16 protein-coding genes are annotated in these 14,516 nt (G+C 66.9%); 11 read left to right on the forward strand and 5 right to left on the reverse strand.

The features are described from left to right. Window positions 1-107: 107 nt before the first annotated feature. On the forward strand, window positions 108-536 hold the full coding sequence (locus tag M1D55_RS02505) for a hypothetical protein (RefSeq protein ID WP_006575740.1): 429 nt from the start codon (window positions 108-110) through the stop codon (window positions 534-536). Here the strand turns inward: M1D55_RS02505 and M1D55_RS02510 are convergent. After that, on the reverse strand, window positions 508-2,601 hold the full coding sequence (locus M1D55_RS02510) for a TonB-dependent receptor (RefSeq protein WP_456281015.1): 2,094 nt from the start codon (window positions 2,599-2,601) through the stop codon (window positions 508-510). The two genes, M1D55_RS02505 and M1D55_RS02510, sit on opposite strands and share 29 nt — an antisense overlap. 354 nt (window positions 2,602-2,955) lie before the next feature. Between M1D55_RS02510 and M1D55_RS02515 the strand changes: the two genes are divergently transcribed. Continuing rightward, entirely contained in the window at window positions 2,956-3,561 is a 606-nt protein-coding gene (locus tag M1D55_RS02515; RefSeq protein ID WP_456281016.1) for a DUF2062 domain-containing protein, read from the forward strand. A gap of 171 nt (window positions 3,562-3,732) precedes the next feature. Further along, window positions 3,733-3,918 (forward strand): hypothetical protein, encoded by a 186-nt coding sequence (locus M1D55_RS02520; RefSeq protein WP_006575737.1) that lies wholly within the window; start codon window positions 3,733-3,735, stop codon window positions 3,916-3,918. A 147-nt stretch (window positions 3,919-4,065) separates the two neighbouring features. Here the strand turns inward: M1D55_RS02520 and M1D55_RS02525 are convergent, their stop codons facing one another. The 4 genes from M1D55_RS02525 to M1D55_RS02540 all read right to left on the reverse strand — a co-directional run bounded on the left by M1D55_RS02525 (window position 4,066) and on the right by M1D55_RS02540 (window position 6,813). Then, window positions 4,066-4,461, reverse strand: a complete 396-nt coding sequence (locus M1D55_RS02525; protein ID WP_456281017.1) for a 2Fe-2S iron-sulfur cluster-binding protein — start codon at window positions 4,459-4,461, stop codon at window positions 4,066-4,068. Window positions 4,462-4,515: 54 nt separating this feature from the next. Then, window positions 4,516-4,809 (reverse strand): hypothetical protein, encoded by a 294-nt coding sequence (locus M1D55_RS02530; RefSeq protein ID WP_006575735.1) that lies wholly within the window; start codon window positions 4,807-4,809, stop codon window positions 4,516-4,518. Between the two features lie 25 nt (window positions 4,810-4,834). Beyond that, the gene (locus tag M1D55_RS02535) at window positions 4,835-5,188 is read right to left on the reverse strand and encodes a 2Fe-2S iron-sulfur cluster-binding protein (protein ID WP_456281018.1); all 354 of its coding nucleotides are present in this window, start codon (window positions 5,186-5,188) and stop codon (window positions 4,835-4,837) included. A 77-nt stretch (window positions 5,189-5,265) separates the two neighbouring features. After that, window positions 5,266-6,813 carry a hypothetical protein gene (locus M1D55_RS02540; RefSeq protein WP_456281019.1) on the reverse strand — a complete coding sequence of 516 codons (1,548 nt, stop codon included), beginning with the start codon at window positions 6,811-6,813 and terminating at the stop codon, window positions 5,266-5,268. Between the two features lie 348 nt (window positions 6,814-7,161). Here M1D55_RS02540 and M1D55_RS02545 point away from each other — a divergent pair, with 348 nt between their 5' ends. The 8 genes from M1D55_RS02545 to M1D55_RS02580 all read left to right on the forward strand — a co-directional run bounded on the left by M1D55_RS02545 (window position 7,162) and on the right by M1D55_RS02580 (window position 14,505). Continuing rightward, window positions 7,162-7,959: a TSUP family transporter gene (locus tag M1D55_RS02545; protein WP_456281020.1), complete on the forward strand. Its 798-nt coding sequence runs from the start codon at window positions 7,162-7,164 to the stop codon at window positions 7,957-7,959. 71 nt (window positions 7,960-8,030) lie between these two features. Next, entirely contained in the window at window positions 8,031-8,951 is a 921-nt protein-coding gene (locus M1D55_RS02550) for an ornithine cyclodeaminase family protein (protein WP_456281021.1), read from the forward strand. Window positions 8,952-9,201: 250 nt separating this feature from the next. Next, window positions 9,202-9,933, forward strand: a complete 732-nt coding sequence (locus M1D55_RS02555) for a TenA family transcriptional regulator (RefSeq protein ID WP_456281022.1) — start codon at window positions 9,202-9,204, stop codon at window positions 9,931-9,933. A gap of 79 nt (window positions 9,934-10,012) precedes the next feature. Further along, window positions 10,013-11,458 (forward strand): aldehyde dehydrogenase family protein, encoded by a 1,446-nt coding sequence (locus tag M1D55_RS02560; RefSeq protein ID WP_456281361.1) that lies wholly within the window; start codon window positions 10,013-10,015, stop codon window positions 11,456-11,458. A gap of 58 nt (window positions 11,459-11,516) precedes the next feature. Further along, window positions 11,517-11,996 (forward strand): GlcG/HbpS family heme-binding protein, encoded by a 480-nt coding sequence (locus tag M1D55_RS02565; RefSeq protein WP_456281023.1) that lies wholly within the window; start codon window positions 11,517-11,519, stop codon window positions 11,994-11,996. 107 nt (window positions 11,997-12,103) lie between these two features. Then, window positions 12,104-13,105, forward strand: a complete 1,002-nt coding sequence (locus M1D55_RS02570; protein WP_456281024.1) for a 2Fe-2S iron-sulfur cluster-binding protein — start codon at window positions 12,104-12,106, stop codon at window positions 13,103-13,105. Between the two features lie 165 nt (window positions 13,106-13,270). Continuing rightward, window positions 13,271-13,975 (forward strand): GntR family transcriptional regulator, encoded by a 705-nt coding sequence (locus M1D55_RS02575; protein ID WP_023264630.1) that lies wholly within the window; start codon window positions 13,271-13,273, stop codon window positions 13,973-13,975. A gap of 338 nt (window positions 13,976-14,313) precedes the next feature. Next, window positions 14,314-14,505, forward strand: coding sequence for a hypothetical protein (locus tag M1D55_RS02580; protein WP_006575725.1), 192 nt, complete (start codon window positions 14,314-14,316; stop codon window positions 14,503-14,505). The last annotated feature ends 11 nt before the right edge of the window (window positions 14,506-14,516 follow it).

Raw genomic sequence — 14,516 nt, forward strand, 5'->3', positions numbered from 1 at the left:
ATTTAAAAAGATTTCATATCGGCAAGCCGTTTGTTGTTGTATTTGTATTGGCCAAAACGGGCTGCATAAATACAAGGTCGGCGCGAGCCAGCGCCAATGCCGATACGATGAAATTCTCTGTCTTTCTGCTCGGAGCCGGAACCATCGCCGTAATGCTGATGGGCGCGGCACAGGTCAAGGGCACGCTGACGAACGCGCCGATCGCCGCGCTGGCCCCGGGTTTTCACGCCGATGGCGATCATTTTGGCGGCAGGCCCTGCGCCGAGCCGTGCGCCGAGTTGTTCCAGGGCTATGCGTGGGCGTTGATGCACGACGTGCGCCATGCCCGGTCCTGCGAAGCGGTACAGCCGGACTTTCGCGCCGGCTGCATGCAGTACGTCGATGATCTGAACATGCGGCGCAGCGCCCGGGCCGTTGCGCAGCGCCAATCCGGCCCATCCGACATCCCGGCGACGGGCGGGTCCGCGAAACCGATCGGACCCACGCCGACGCTGGTGCTGCCAGTCTCTACATCCGGTACCGCAACGTCGCCATGACGCTGCGCGGCGCGCCCGGCAGGTTCAGGTTCGGGCTCGAACCGTGGCCCGAGACGATATAGCCCTTGTCGAACAGGTTGTACAGGTTCAGCTGCAGCTCCATCGGTCCGCGCCGGTACCACGCCATCATGTCGGCCGTGACATAGCCGGGCAGCGTCACCGTGTTCTGCGGATCGGCCATGCGCGCGCCGACCAGGTTCAGGCCGCCGCCGATGCCAAAGCCGTGCCCCAGCTCCTTGGTGACCCAGACATTGCCGCTATGGCGGGGCGTCAGCGTGGCACGCTTGCCTTCGAGCGCGCTGGTCGAGCGGGTGACCTGCGCGTCGAGGAAGGCGTAGCCGGCCAACACCTTCAGGCCCCGGCCCAGATCGCCGGCGACGGTCAGCTCGGCGCCGTCGGTCCGCTGTTCGCCGATCGGCATCAGCGCGGTGCCGGTGGCGTTCGCGACCTTGATATTGGTCCGTTCCAGACGGAATACCGACACCGTGGTGCTGAGGCGGCCGTCGAGGAAATCGTATTTGGCGCCGATCTCGGTATTGCTGGTTTTTTCCGGGGCCAGTTCGGCGTTATTGGCGGCCAGCGAGAAGGCTTCGCCCGACGGCTGGAACGAACGGCTCCATGACAGGTAGTACGACTGGGTCTTCGACGGCTGCCACACCAGGCCGGCGCGCGGGCTCCACGCGTTGTCGGTACGCGCCAGGCCGCGCTGGTTCGGGCGGCGGTCGACGGTCTCCTGCTCGAAGCGGTCGTAGCGGATGCCGACCAGCGCCTTCCATTGTTCGCTGAGCGTGATCATGTCCTGGGTGTAGAGGCCCAGCGTCTTGAAGGTGCCGCGGTTGGTGGTGCCCGGCGTGCCGCCGATCAAGCGCGGCACAGTCGGCAGCACCGGATTGAACAGGTCCACCTCCGTGAAGTTAGTGCGCGAATAGTTGACCAGGTCCTTGTTCTGCTGGCCGACCTCGACGCCGTACAGCAGTTCGTGCTTCATGCCGAACAGCGTGGCCTTCTGCGTCAGGTCGGTCTGGTTGAACCAGCCATGCTCCTCGCGGTAGACGTTAGAGCGGTTCAGCGACACCGTGCGCCGCGCCGCGTTGACGGTGCCCGGCAGCGTGTTGTTCCGGTCCAGCGAATAGTGGTAGTAGCGCGTCGCGTTGCGGATCGACCAGTTGTCGTTGAAGCGATGCGTCAGCGTGGCGGTGCCCGAGTACACGCGCGACTGGCTGTAGTCGGCGTCGCGCGCATTGGCCGCGCCGTAGTAGGTGGACGCCGGCACCTCGACCGGACGGCCGTTGAAGGCCGGGATGCCGAAGTCGGTCACGCGCCGGTCTTCCAGATAGTCGGCCTGCAGCAGCAGCTTGGTATCCGGCGCGAGCTTCAGGTCCAGCGACGGTGCGATCGCGGTGCGGTCCAGAAACTGCTGCGAGCGGTAGCTGTCGGCGCGCTGCACGGCGCCGGTGATACGGAATGCGGCCGCGCCATCGCCGAACACCCGGCCGACGTCGACCTCGCCGCGCCGGTCCGCCCACGAGCCGTAACTGAGGCTCAGATCGGTGATGTCCAGGCCCGGCTTCTTCGTCACGCGGTTGATCAGGCCGCCCGACGAGCCGCGGCCGTACAGCACGGCGGCCGGTCCCTTGATCACCTCGATCCGCTCGACGTTCGACAGGTCGCGGAAATACAGCGCGTCGTCGCGGATGCCGTCGACAAACTGGTCGGCGATCGCGGTGAAGCCGCGGATCGTCACCTGGTCGCGCTGTCCATCCCCATGCGAGAAGCCCACCCCCGGCACATTCTTCAGCGTGTCCTGGATCGAGGTCGCGTGCTGGTCGCGCATGACTTCGGCGGTCACCACGTTGACCGTCTGAGGCACGTCGCGCAGCGGAACATCCATCTTGGTGGCGGTGACGGTATCGGGCGGGTTGTAGCCCTCGCCGAGCTCCCGGCTGGCGCTGGCCTTGACCTTCACTTCCGGCAGCGTTTCAGTGGCCTGGGCCCGGACGGCGGCAGGGGAAAGAACGGACGCCGCCAACAGGGCGGCGGTGATCGGGTGATGCTTGGCTCGCATTTTGTAATGAACTGTAATATTTTGACGGAATGCGAATTATTATCATTACAAGATATGCGGTCAACTGCCTAATCACCCATTCGTGGGGTGCGGCCAACGCAGCAACCGGGGGTGAGTGTCTCTTTCGGTACTCCGGGATCACGGTGGAGGCCGATGAACGGCGCGTGGAGCGGCGAAGAATTCACGGCCAGCACCGTTCAGGAACACGCGGCGGGCGTATGCTTGCACGGTAGTCAGCCGTCCCTGTCACCCATGTCACCGCTTCGCTCGCCCCGCCAGTCTTCCACTTCCCGTGATCCGCGCAGTTCCTCGCCGTTTCGCCATTTCCGCCGCTTCTTGCCCGATCCCGAACGGTTGCAACAGCACCGGTGGCTGTGCTGGATGGGGCCGATCCTGCAGCACCCCCGTCTATGGCATGTCAGCCGACGCGGCATCGCGCTTGGTGTCGCGCTAGGCCTGTTCTTCGGCCTGCTGCTGCCGATCGCGCAAATCCCGATGAGCGGCGCGGTGGCGGTCGCGTTGCGTGCCAACGTACCGGCCGCGGTGGCCAGCACCTTCGTCAGCAATCCATTGACCTTCGGCCCGATCTACTACGCCGCGTGGCGGCTGGGCAGCGCGGTGCTGGGAGAAGGCGGCCCGCCTCCGGCGCCGGAAGCGCTGGCGGCGGTCGCGGAACCGGGCGCGATGGTCAATCTCGTTCCGGGAGGAGCCGCGCCGGCGGCACAGCCGGCCCAAGTGGAAAAGGAGAGCTGGTGGACGGAAACCCGCCGCCGCCTGCTGGGCGTCGGCAAGCCGCTGCTGCTGGGCCTGGCGCTGATGGCCACCGTGACCAGCGTGTTGTTCTATTTCGGCGTGTCGTGGGTGTGGGCGCTGCGCACGCGCCGGATCCGGCGCCGGCGTGTGAAAGCGGCGCAAGCCGAAGCGAAACTGGGTGGCGGTGGCCCGCGCGCCAAGCCGTGAACAAGGCAGCTATCGGTCGCCCGGGTGGCCTTTTCGGCAAGTGATGCCCGCGGTTTTGCTTTAGCTGTTGCTTTCCGGCATACGCATTTCTACCTAATGTTGCATTGCGTCAATCCTTTGCCTACAATTCGGGAAAACCCCATAAGGGTTATCCCTAAAAGGAAGGACGCCATGAACACCCAATCCGATATCAAGCTGACCGATCAACTGGAACGTGACCTGATCGAGCGTGAACTCGACGCTCCGCGCCTGGGCTTCGCCTACGACGTCAAGCGCGCCATCGCCGCCGTGCAAGGCGTGCTGGCCCGCCTGCAGTCGGACGCCCGCAAGGCCAAGATCGTCTTCGCGAACGGCTAAGCAGCCGGTTCGACCCCTGCATCGCGATAGTCCCCCGCTGTCGCGCTGCAGTAAGCAGTAGGGTCAGCCAATCAAAAACCGGCCCGGTATCGGCCTCGCAGCAATGCGCTGCGGGACCGATGCCGGGCCGGTTTTTTGTTCGGCCGATCAGCGTGGGCTGCTTTCCGATTCGTTCGGCGTTCCGTTCGTACCGTCGCCGGCGGCCGCTTCCGCGCGTGCAAGGACCGGGGCGGGGCGGCTCACCGCCGCCGCGGCGGGACGCGGCTGCCACGACACGCTGATGTCGCCGTTGACGAAGGTCTGGCAGGCGAGCCGGTGCCCGCTCGCCAGCTCCTGCTCGGTCAGCAGTTTTCTCTCCTTGGCCTTGACCTCGTCGGTGTGCTCGAGGCCGCTGTCGATGTGGCACTTGCAGGTCCCGCAAAGGCCGCCGCCGCACTTGAACGGGATGCCGCCCTGTTCGCGCAGCGAGACGCGCAGCAGGTTGCTGTTGGGCGGGGCGGTGGCGGTCTTGCCGTTGTTGCTGACGAAGGTGATCTGGATCATGGCGATGCGCTGCGAGAGAGCGTGTTCGGGATTTCGGGATTTCGGGATGTCGGATCAGATGGCGACCAGCGTCAGTTCCATGCTGCCGAACGAGGCGAGCCGGCGCAGTTCCTCGCGCGCCGCTTCGACGGTGGCGTACTTGTCCAGGAACTTGGTCGGGACGTGGTTGACGATGCCGGGCGGCGTTTCCTCGACCACGCGGACCTTGGCCTCGTGCTCGAGCCGGGCGATGACGAAGCGCACGGTGGGTTTGCCGTAGAAGCGGTACTCGTAGCGTTCCACCGGCGTGACGCCGTCGACCGGCTCGGTGCGGAACTGGCCAGGGCGGCTGGTCAGGATCACGTACATGGCTTGCGGCGCACGATGCAGGCCATCAGGCCTTGATGCCGGCCGGTGCGCGGCCCGCGGCGCCGGCGGCTTCCTCGGCCGGCGACAGTTCGTCCTGCGCCAGCTCGATGTCGTGCTCGATCCAGAGCTGGCAGATCAGCCGGTATCCCTGCTCGAGCCGCTCGCCCAGCTGCTTTTTCTCTTTCCAGTTCGGCGGCGGCAAATGTTCGGCGCCGGCGAGCACGCGGCAGGCGCATTTCGAGCACTTGCCCATGCCGCACTCGTAGCGCAGGTTCGGATAGGGAAACTGCCGGATCCCGGCGCGCACGACCAGATTGGTACGAGGTGCGACCTCGTCGCTGTGAACCTGGCCGTGCCGGTGAAGAAGAACCTTGGGCATGATGTCGTCCTGCTTGTTGCTGTCTACTTGGCTATCTGTCTAGCTATCTGCGGATGGGAGGCGAGGGCGGCGGCCGCTCAGGACCACAGCAGCATCGCCGCCACGGTCGAACACGCCAGCCCGATCACCACCGGAATCAGCAGCGCGCGCACCGCGTCGAGCACCGGCACCCGGGCGAAGCCGGCCACCGCGATCAGCGAGGACCAGGCGATCAGCGTGCCGCCACCGGTCCAGACCGCGCCCATCTGGCCGACCGCCGCCAGCGTGGCCGGATCGAAGCCCACCACCGGGCCCAGTGCGCCGGCCAGCGTGCCGGTCAGCGGCAGGCCGGCGAAGCCGGAGCCGTCGATGCCGGTGATCATGCCGACCAGCAGCACGCCGAACGCGACCAGCATGTGGTTGTCGGGAATCAGGTGCTGATACGACTGGATCAGTTCGAACAGCAGGCTGGGCGCCTTGCCCGGCGGCAAGCCGAGGATCTGCGCGGCGGTCTCGCCGGCGCCGACGAAGAAGAAGCCCGCGATCGGCAGCACCGAACCCATCGCCTTGAAGGCGAACACGAAACCGTCGGTGATGTGCTCGGGGCAGACATCCAGCATCCGGCGCGGGCCTTCGGCGGCCAGCGTGGCCAGCATCATCAGCACCGCCGCTACGCCGCCGACCAGCGCCGCGGCCTCGCCCCCCTTGAGGTCCTGCACGCCGGTGCCGAGCTTGGGCAGCACCATCACGGTGACCACGGCCAGGAAGGCGATCGGCGTCACGATGGCAAAGCACTTCGACCATTTGATCCGCTTGCGCTCGACCATCGACAGGCTGGCCTCGATATTCGATTCGGTGGCCAGCGGCTCCTCATGCGCGGTGGCGCGGGCGATCTCCGCCTTGTCGAAGGTGCCGCCGCCGCCGTCGTCACCTAAGCCGAGCGCGGCCCCGCTGGCGCGCTGTTGCCAGCGGTCCAGCAGCGTGCCGCTGGCCGGGACGATGTGCTTGCGCATCGACAGGTAGGCCAGGCACAGAGCGATCGCGCCGGTGATGATCGACAGCGTCAGCGCGCGGTCTGCGACCACGGCCGCGCTGACCGCGGCGCCGGCCGCCTTGGCGCTGATGCCCGGGGCGACGCCGATCACATAGTCCGACGACAGCGCCATACCCTGGCCGGCGATCGCGATCGCCATCGCGCCCGCCAGCGGCGGCAGTCCGGCCGCGATCGCCGCCGGCAGCAGGATCGCGGAGACCAGCGGCACCGCGGGCGTGGGCCAGAAGAACAGCGAAATCACATAGGTCACGCCGGCCAGGATGAAGAAGGCGCTGTGGCCGTTCTTCATCACCACGCGAAACGGCTCGACCATGCGGATATCCGAGCGCAGCGTCTTCAGCGCGTTGAGCAGCGCGGTCATGAAGGCGATGACCAGGAAGATATTGAACAGCTCCTTGGCGGCGACCAGGCTGGCCGAGAACACGCCCGCCAGCGCGGACACCGGGCTGCCGGTCAGCGCGAACACGACCAGCGCGGTCCCCACGATGGAGGGCACGACGACATTGGCGCGCAGGATCATCGTCAGCACGATGACCGCGACCCCCATGAGATATATCCAGTGCGCGGCACCGATCACGACTTCGTGTTGCATGAAAGCTCCGTGGGGCGAGAGGTGATTCGTCTAGCTCGACCGTCCTTCGGGTGGGGGTCTGAACGGTATACTATATTCCGCGCGGCCACGCCGACAAGCGAAATCGTATACGGATATACGCTGATACCGGGGTGGGGTAGATCGCCGGAAAGGCGCACCAGCACTGGGATTGATGCCCTTCGAGCAGCACCGTTGCGGTGCGCCGGTCACGGGGTGGCTTGCGTTCTGATGGACCCGGTATGTAGACTGTATACCAATGCGGGTGGCCCGGGCATTTTGCAGCCGGCCATTGCCCGTTTGTGAGACGTGCCGCCTCGAGGCGGTCCGCTCCTCCAACCCCTCTTCCTCATGACCACCACGCTGCCCGCGCTGATTGCCAGTCTGTCGCCGACGCTGTCGCCGGCGACGTCCTTGCTGCCTGACGTGCCGCTGTCCGAATACGGGTGGATGGGTGCGACGATCTTCGCGGGCGCCTGCCTGCAGGGCGTGGGCGGCATCGGCTTCGCGATGCTGGCGGCACCGCTGGCCGCGATGTTCTTTCCGCAGCTGGTGCCGGGGCCGCTGTTGGCGATGGGCGGCTGCCTGTCGCTGCTGGCCGCGCTGCGCGAGCGCGAGGCGATTGCCTGGCGTTTGACCGGAACCGCGTTGCTGGGCCGCACGCTCGGCGGCCTGATCGGCGTGCTGGCCATTGCCTGGCTGCGGCCGCAGTGGCTGGCGGTGGTGTTTTCGTTGTCGATCCTGCTGGCGGTGGCGCTCAGCGCCCTTGGCTGGCGCGTGCGGCCCTCCGCTGGAAACCTGGCGATTGCCGGCACCGCGTCCGGCTTCATGGCGACGCTGACGTCGGCGGGCGCGCCGCCGTTCGCCATCGTGATGCAGCACATGAGTCCGGCGGCGATGCGCGCCACGGTCGGCTGCATTCTCGGTGGCGGCGCCGTGTTGTCGCTGGCGATGCTGGCCGGCGCGGGGCGCTTCGGCATCGCGGACCTGACGCTGAGCGCGCTGCTGGCGCCGTTCCTGCTCGCCGGGTTTGCGGTGTCGAGCCGCCTCAAGGCGCGCGTGTCGGCGGTGGCCGTGCGCCGGTTGCTGCTGGCCTTGTGCGCGACGGGCGCGATCGCCGTGCTGGTCAAGGTGGTGCTGCAGGGCTGAGCTGCCTGGCCCCCTCTACCTCGCTTCAACTTCAACTTCAACTACATCCATCCACCATCGCAGGAGACCCGATGCAGCACATCACAGACGAAATGGTCGATCGCCACGTCGCGCCGGACGACGTGCAACGCATCATGCTGGAGGCGTTCCGCAGCTTCGGCCACGGCAACGCGGCCATGCAGCAGCGCATCCGTACCGAGGCGGGCGGCGTCAAGCTGTCGACGCTGGGCGCGGTGATACCGGATCAGGGCGTGGCCGGCGCCAAGGTCTACACGACCATCGACGGGCAGTTTTCCTTCGTGATCCTGCTGTTCTCGACCGAGGATGGACGGCCGCTGGCGTCGTTCGACGCGGGCGCGATCACGCGGCTGCGCACCGCGGCTTGCACGGTGGTCGCGGCGCGCCATCTCGCGCGGCCCGATGCTCGCACGCTGGCGCTGTTTGGTGCCGGCACGCAGGGCGCCGCGCACGCGAGGCAGCTGAGCGCCGCGTTGCCGCTCGAGCGCATCCTGCTGTGCGACCCATATGCGCCGGCCGATCTGCCGGAGCGGCTGAGCCAGAGCTGCGGCATTCCGGTGCTCGTGACGGAGAACGAGGCTGCGGTGCGAGAGGCCGACGTCGTCGTCACGGCATCGCGCTCGACCACACCGCTGTTTTCCGGCGAATCGATCAAGCCCGGGGCCTTCGTCGCGGCGATCGGCTCGAGCCTGCCGCATACGCGCGAACTCGACGACGTGGCGCTGTCGCGCGCCTCGGCCGTGGTCGTCGAATGGAAGCCGCAGTCCACGCGCGAAGCCGGCGACATCGTGATGGCGGGGCAGGGCGTGCTGCCCGAGTCGAAGCTGATCGAGCTGGCCGACGTCGTGCTGGAGCGCGCGCAGCCGCGGCGAAGCGACGACGACATCGTCATCTACAAGTCCGTTGGTGTCGGCCTGGAGGATGTGGCACTGGCCGGGCTGGCGTGGCAGCGGGTGCAGGCGGCTGCGCGATGAGTCGTTAAGCCACTGGGTCCCCGCCTGCGCGGGGACGACATGGAAGTGTTCCGTCGTCCCCGCGAACGCGGGGACCCAGCGACTTGCTTCGCGGCCGAACTCCGACTCGCCAGAAACCCAAGGTAAACCCCGACGAATAAAACCACCCAGGCCCTTGTCCGTCCCGCTTAAGTGTATATAGTATACAAACATCGGACGAACGACCGTCCGACCCAACCATCCCGAACCGTCAGCCAACAAGGAGCCCCACATGGCCGAACTGATGAACCGAGAAGAATTCCGCGTCGCGCTGGAAGAAGCGATCAAGGGCAAAAGCGCCAACCAGGCGCCGTTCAGCAAGGCCTGGGCCACCGGCAAGCTGAGCCGCGCGCATCTGGCCCGCTGGGCCGAGAACCACTATCACTATGTCGGGCCGTTTGCCGATTACCTGGGCTACATCTACGCCCGGATGCCGGATCGGTATACCGAGGCCAAGGATTTCCTGCTGGCCAATATGTACGAAGAGGAAATCGGCGGCGACCGCCACACCGACCTGCTGATCCGATTTGCCGAGGCCTGCGGCACGACCCGTGAGCGCGTGATCGATCCCGACAACATGTCGCCGACCACGCGCGGCCTGCAGTCGTGGTGCTATGCGGTGGCGATGCGCGAGGATCCGATCGTCGCGGTGGCCGGCCTGGTGGTCGGGCTCGAGTCGCAGGTGCCGTCGATCTACCGCAAGCAGACGCCGACGCTGCGCGAGAAGTACCAGTTCACCGACGAGGAGGTCGAGTTCTTCGACCTGCATATCGTCTCGGACGAGATCCACGGCGAACGCGGCTACCAGATCGTGCTCGAGCACGCGAACACGCCCGAGCTGCAGCAGCGCTGCCTGAAGATCTGTGAGATCGGCGCGCAGATGCGGCTGCTCTATACGACCGCGCTGTACTACGACTACGTCGCGCATGAGCTGCCGCTGCCCGAGCTGGAAATGGCTGCCTGAAGCGCGACGCTCGAACCGTGCCCGCGGCGCCTGCCGGCGCCGCGCTCTTTCTCCTGACCGCCTGATGAGCGCCGCAAAGATGGAACCGTTCTACAACTACATCGATGGCGAATGGACCGCGTGCCAGTCCGGCCGAACCTTCGACAACATCAATCCCGCCGATACGAACGACGTGGTGGGCCGCTTCCAGGCATCCGCCGCCGAAGATGGCCAGGCCGCGGTGGCGGCCGCCGCCGCCGCCTTCGAGGGCTGGAAGAACACGCCGATCGGCCGCCGCGCGGCCATCCTGAACCGCGCCGCGCAGCAGCTCGAAGCCAATGCCGACAGCATCGCGCGCGAACTGACGCGCGAAGAGGGCAAGGCGTTGAGCCTGGCGCGCGACGAGGTCCTGCGCTCGGCGCAGACGCTGCGCTTCTATGCCGTCGAAGGCCAGACCTTCACCGGCGAATCGTTCCCCAACGACGACGGCGACATGCTGGTCTACACGCAGCGCGAGCCGCTGGGCGTGGCGACGGTGATCTCGCCGTGGAATTTCCCGATCTCGATCCCGGCGCGCAAGATCGCGCCGGCGTTGATCACCGGCAATACCGTGGTGTTCAAGCCGTCGTCCGATGCGCCGCTGAGCGGCTATCGCTTGGCCGAGGCGCTGATCGACGCGGGCCTGCCCAAGGGCGTGCTGAACTTCATCACCGGCAGCGCCGCCGACGTGGGAGCCGCGATCACGCAAGCCCCGGCCGTGCGTGCGATCTCGTTCACTGGCTCGACGCGCGCCGGCGAGCAGATCCATCGCTCGGTGCCGCTGACCACGCGCACGCAGATGGAGCTGGGCGGCAAGAATCCGCTGCTGGTGATGGAGGACGCGGATCTCGACCAGGCCGTCGAACTGACGATCAAGGGCGGTTTCTCGCTCAGCGGCCAGGCCTGCACCGGCACCAGCCGCGTGCTGGTCGCCGAGGCCGTGCGCGAGGCCTACACCGAGAAGCTGCTGGCCCGCGTCAAGACGCTGAAGATCGGCAGCGGGCTGACGCCCGGCATGGACCTGGGCCCGCTGGCCACGCGCAACCAGCTCGACAACGTGCTGCGCTACATCGACATCGGCAAGTCCGAGGCGACGCTGCTGTGCGGCGGCGAGCGGCTCGGCGGCCCCGAGTTCGACAACGGCTTCTACGTGTCGCCCGCCATTTTCACCGATGTCACGCAGGACATGCGCATTGCGCAAGAGGAGATCTTCGGGCCGGTGATCGCGATCATCGCGTTCAGCGACTACGCCGACGCGATCGCCAAGGCCAACGACACCGAGTACGGCCTGGCCGCGGCGATCGTCACGCGCAATCCGCGCTACATGCATCGCTTCGCCGCCGACATCGAGGCCGGCACCGTCAAGATCAACCGCACCACCACCGGCAATCTCGTCAACGCGCCGTTCGGCGGGCTGAAGCGCTCCAGCACCTCGACCTTCCGCGAGTCCGGCCGCACCGGCCTCGAGTTCTATACCCAGATCAAGACCGTCTACCGCGGCCTGTAAGCACTACGCATCGCAGCATCGCAGCATTGCTACACCGTATCGACCAGGAGAACATCGCATGAAACAAGCCATCAAGCTCGAACTGCGCGAAGCGCGCCATATGGTCGCCGCGGCCATCGCCAAGTCCGAGGAGATCGGCGTGCTCGAATCCATCTGCGTGGTGGACGAGGGCGGCTATCCGCTGGTGCTCGAGCGGATGGACGGCGCCCGCATCACCGGGCCGCAGATCGCCTGGAACAAGGCCTTTACCGCGGCCGGCCACAAGCGCTCGACTCATCTGTTCACCACGCCGCCGAACGGACCGGCGCTGCCGGGCAACGAGGCCTTCGGCATCCAGTGGAGCTTCGAGGGCAAGTTCGCCGCCTTTGTCGGCGGCTTTCCGATCGTCGTCAACGAGCAGGTGATCGGCGGCATCGGCCTGAGTGGCGGCAACGGCGAACAGGACACGCAGGCGGGCCTCGCCGCGCTGCAGGCGCTGCAGGAACTGCTCGTACCGCAGGACCTGAAGGTGGTGGTGCAGGCCGATATCAAGCGCTGAACGAAGCGCTGAACGAAGCGCTGAGCCAAGCGCTGAGCCAAGCGCTGAACGGCGCGCTGAAACCCGCCGCATCTTGCATCTTTCAACCGGCTATTCGGAACGCCATCATGTCTCACCGTATCCAGATCCTCGAAACGCAGCAGGCCTTCTTCGTCGAACGCGGCGAAACGCTGCTGCAGGCAGCGCTGAAGGCCGGCATCGCGCTGCCGCACGATTGCCAGCTGGGCGGCTGCGGCACCTGCAGGCTGAAGCTCGTCGAAGGCGAGGTCCGCTACGAGGAGGAGCCGATGGGGCTGGCGCCCGACGAGGCGGCGGCGGGCTATGCGCTGGCCTGCCAGGCGCAGCCGGTTGGGGATCTGGTGATCAGCACCGCGCGCGAGGACGAAGCCTGCGCCGAGCCGATGCGGCATCGCGCGCGGATCGAGCAGGTTCTTCCGCTGACGCCGACCGTGCTGCAGGTCCGGCTGGAGGTGCCGGATCTCGACGCGGCGCTGGACTATCGGCCGGGCCAGTACCTCAAGCTGATCGCGGCAGAGGGGCAGGCGCGCAGTTTCTCGATGGCGTCGGTGCCGCAGGGCGGCAGCATCGAACTGCATGTGCGCCGCATTCCGGGCGGCGCGGTCACCGACCGCATCCTGCCGGGCCTGGCGCCCGGCGATGCGGTCGAAGTCGAGCTGCCGCACGGCAACTTCTTCTATCGCGCGCGGGACTACCGCCCGCTGCTGATGGTGGCGACAGGCACCGGCATCGCGCCGATCAAGGCGATTCTCGAATCGCTGATGGACGATCCCGATTGCCCGCCGGTATCGCTGTACTGGGGCATGCGGGAGGAGGGCGATCTGTATCTGCACCAGCAGATCGAGGGCTGGGCCGAGCGCCTGTACGACTTCCGCTATGTCCCGGTGCTGTCGCGCGGCGCAGCCGGCTGGCAGGGCCGCCGCGGTTATGTGCACCACGCCGCGGTCGACGATCTCGGCGACCTGTCCGAGCACGCGATCTACCTGTGCGGCTCGCCGGACATGATCCGCGACGCGCGGCAGGCCTTCCTCGATCGCGGCGCCAGCACCGAACATATCTACGCCGACAGTTTCACGTTCCAGCGGGACTGAGGCCCGGCGGCCGTGGAGGGGCGGCGACCGCGCCGCTTCGTTCGGTAGCTGGTATACAATGACGCCAGCCTTTGGCGCGGGCTCGCACCGACCCGGTGCCTCGCCGCAGCGCCTGGGTCCCCGCCAATTCGCGCGCTGTCCAATCCGATCGCCTCGCCATCCGCCATGTCCCTCCGCCCGTCCGTTTCCGCCGCGCCCGATCAGGAAGTCGTGAGCCTGGGCGCCAGCCATTCGCCGCTGTTCGCGCTGGTCACCGACAAGCTGCGCGAGCGCATCCTGAAGGGCGACTACGAGCCCGGCGAACGCCTGGTCGAGAACAAGCTGTCGGCGGAACTGGGTGTGTCGCGCATCCCGGTGCGCGAGGCGCTGCGGGCGCTAGCCAGCGAAGGGCTGGTGCTGATCGAACCGCGCCGCGGCGCCTCGGTGGCCAAGCTGTCGCCCGATATCGTCCGCGAGATGGTGGAGGTGCGCGCCACGCTGGAGGGGCTGAACGCCAAGCTCGCCGCGCAGCGGCGCGATCCTGCGCTGATCGCGGAGCTCGAGGCGGTGTTGCAGCAGGGCATGGAAGCGGCGGCCCAGGGCAAGGCCGACGAACTGCTGACGCTGAATTCGCGTTTTCACGAGGTGCTCGGCAATATCGCCGCCAACAGCGTGCTGCAGGAAATGATGCGCTCGCTGCGTGAGCGTACCGCGGTGCTGTTCGGGCCGGCCAACACGGTGCGCGCCCGCCAGAACTGGGACGAACACGCGCAGATCCTGCAGGCGGTGATCGCCGGCGATGCCGATCTTGCGGCCCTGCTGGCCGCGCGGCATGTCTACAGCGCGGCCAAGGCGGCCGAGCTGCCGGTCGGCGAGCAGCACGCCGCCTGACGCCTGTTGCCTGACGCATGTTGTCTGAGGCCTGTTGCCGCCGAGGGCTGTTGCGGCCTGACGCCTGTTGACTGACGCCGGCGGCAGGTCCTCCGGTCTCTCTGCCTTTTCTCTTTTCCCTTTCGCGATTCCTCTTTCCCGATTCCTCTTTCGCGATTCCTCTTTCGCGATTCCTCTGTCGCGATTCCTCTGTCGCGATGCACCATGGGCGCGGTGCGCCTTGCCGCCGTGCCCCGGCATCGGCCGCGCACGGGTCCGGGGCGTCCGGCGCACCGTCATGGCGCAATGCACAAAAATGTGTATACTGTCGACTGTTGTAAACGCAATAGAGAAAGACCATGACTTACCGCGACACCAATGCCCGGGCGTCGTATCTGAAGACCCCGGTCGGCCAGCAACTGCTGCGCCACTACGCGGCCCGCGACGCGGTCCGCCACGCGACGCCGCTGATCCCGCTGCGGATCGCCGACGTGCTGCGCTTCGTGCAATGCCTGTTCGGCCGCGCCGGCTGCGGGCATCGCCCGGCATAACGGCGAAGACC

The organism is Cupriavidus sp. JZ107, assembly GCF_053903255.1.

Bases quoted from the DNA above. Each gene is read 5' to 3' on its own strand.
- M1D55_RS02505 (WP_006575740.1), top strand. From the start codon at position 108: ATGAAATTCTCTGTCTTTCTGCTCGGAGCCGGAACCATCGCCGTAATG.
- M1D55_RS02510 (WP_456281015.1), bottom strand. From the start codon at position 2,601: ATGCGAGCCAAGCATCACCCGATCACCGCCGCCCTGTTGGCGGCGTCC.
- M1D55_RS02520 (WP_006575737.1), top strand. From the start codon at position 3,733: ATGAACACCCAATCCGATATCAAGCTGACCGATCAACTGGAACGTGAC.
- M1D55_RS02525 (WP_456281017.1), bottom strand. From the start codon at position 4,461: ATGATCCAGATCACCTTCGTCAGCAACAACGGCAAGACCGCCACCGCC.
- M1D55_RS02530 (WP_006575735.1), bottom strand. From the start codon at position 4,809: ATGTACGTGATCCTGACCAGCCGCCCTGGCCAGTTCCGCACCGAGCCG.
- M1D55_RS02535 (WP_456281018.1), bottom strand. From the start codon at position 5,188: ATGCCCAAGGTTCTTCTTCACCGGCACGGCCAGGTTCACAGCGACGAG.
- M1D55_RS02540 (WP_456281019.1), bottom strand. From the start codon at position 6,813: ATGCAACACGAAGTCGTGATCGGTGCCGCGCACTGGATATATCTCATG.
- M1D55_RS02545 (WP_456281020.1), top strand. From the start codon at position 7,162: ATGACCACCACGCTGCCCGCGCTGATTGCCAGTCTGTCGCCGACGCTG.
- M1D55_RS02550 (WP_456281021.1), top strand. From the start codon at position 8,031: ATGCAGCACATCACAGACGAAATGGTCGATCGCCACGTCGCGCCGGAC.
- M1D55_RS02555 (WP_456281022.1), top strand. From the start codon at position 9,202: ATGGCCGAACTGATGAACCGAGAAGAATTCCGCGTCGCGCTGGAAGAA.
- M1D55_RS02560 (WP_456281361.1), top strand. From the start codon at position 10,013: ATGGAACCGTTCTACAACTACATCGATGGCGAATGGACCGCGTGCCAG.
- M1D55_RS02565 (WP_456281023.1), top strand. From the start codon at position 11,517: ATGAAACAAGCCATCAAGCTCGAACTGCGCGAAGCGCGCCATATGGTC.
- M1D55_RS02570 (WP_456281024.1), top strand. From the start codon at position 12,104: ATGTCTCACCGTATCCAGATCCTCGAAACGCAGCAGGCCTTCTTCGTC.
- M1D55_RS02575 (WP_023264630.1), top strand. From the start codon at position 13,271: ATGTCCCTCCGCCCGTCCGTTTCCGCCGCGCCCGATCAGGAAGTCGTG.
- M1D55_RS02580 (WP_006575725.1), top strand. From the start codon at position 14,314: ATGACTTACCGCGACACCAATGCCCGGGCGTCGTATCTGAAGACCCCG.